Origin of the sequence: Pseudomonas sp. Pseusp88 (assembly GCF_047303955.1) — a bacterium.
GTDB lineage: Bacteria > Pseudomonadota > Gammaproteobacteria > Pseudomonadales > Pseudomonadaceae > Aquipseudomonas.
In genome coordinates this window covers 1-891 of sequence record NZ_JBGLYM010000085.1, presented here as the reverse complement: position 1 = coordinate 891, position 891 = coordinate 1, and the positions used below count along the sequence as shown (strand labels likewise).

Annotated in this window: 1 protein-coding gene; it reads right to left on the bottom strand. The window is 62.6% G+C overall.

Annotation, left to right across the window (positions count from 1 at the left end):
• A partial coding sequence (locus ACCD02_RS32565; RefSeq protein ID WP_413310704.1) for an OprD family outer membrane porin occupies positions 1–891 on the bottom strand: 891 nt, incomplete at both ends.

Sequence of the window (891 nt, the reverse complement as noted above, 5' to 3'; positions counted from 1 at the left end):
GTTGTAGCTGTCGTTGGCCAGGGTCCCGCCGCTGGTGCCGTTGACGCGCATCCAGGCGCTGTCGCCGGTCAGGCGTTGCAGGCCGACGTAGAAGGTGCTGCCGCCGTACTTGGCCGAGAGCAGCGCGTAACTGGTCTTGTTATCCATTTCCCCGGCCAGCTTGCGTCCGTCTTCCTTGCCGATGAAGTAGCCGAGGTTGGCGCCCAGGGTCCAGTCGCCGAAGGTCTGTTTGTGCAGCAGGTTGAGGAACTCCTGCTGGTAGATGTCTTCCAGCTGGGCGTACCAGACGCCGACCTGGGTGCGCTTGTCGTTGAAGCTGTATTCGCCGCCGCCGAAGTTGAAACGGTCCGAGGTGAACGCGCCTTTGCCGTTCATGGACATGTCTTCCATGCTCGCGTCGTTGCGCGGGCTGTTGCCACGGAACTGGCCACCGTAGACCGTCAGGTTGGCAATCTCCCTGGAGGTGATCTGCCCGCCACGGAAGGTCTGCGGCAGGGAACGGCCATCGTCCGAGCGCAGGATCGGCAGCACCGGCATCCATTCGCCGACCTTCAGTTCGGTGTTGGACACCTTGGCCTTGAGCGCCACGCCCAAGCGACCAAAGTTATCGGCCGGACGCCCGTCATCATGGATCGGCAGCAACTGCGTGCCGCCGGTGCCCTTGCCGCCATCAAGCTTCTGCGAATACAGCCCCAGCACATCAACCCCGAAGCCGACCCAGCCTTGGGTGAAGCCGGACTTGGCGTCGAGAATGAAGTTCTGCGTCCATTCTTCGGCATAGTTCTGCGGCGCCCGGCTCGACGGGTAGGCCGGGTTGGTGAAGTTGCGGTTGAAGTAGGCATTGCGCAGGGTGAGCGTGGCTTTGCTGTCCTCGATAAAGCCTTCGGCCTG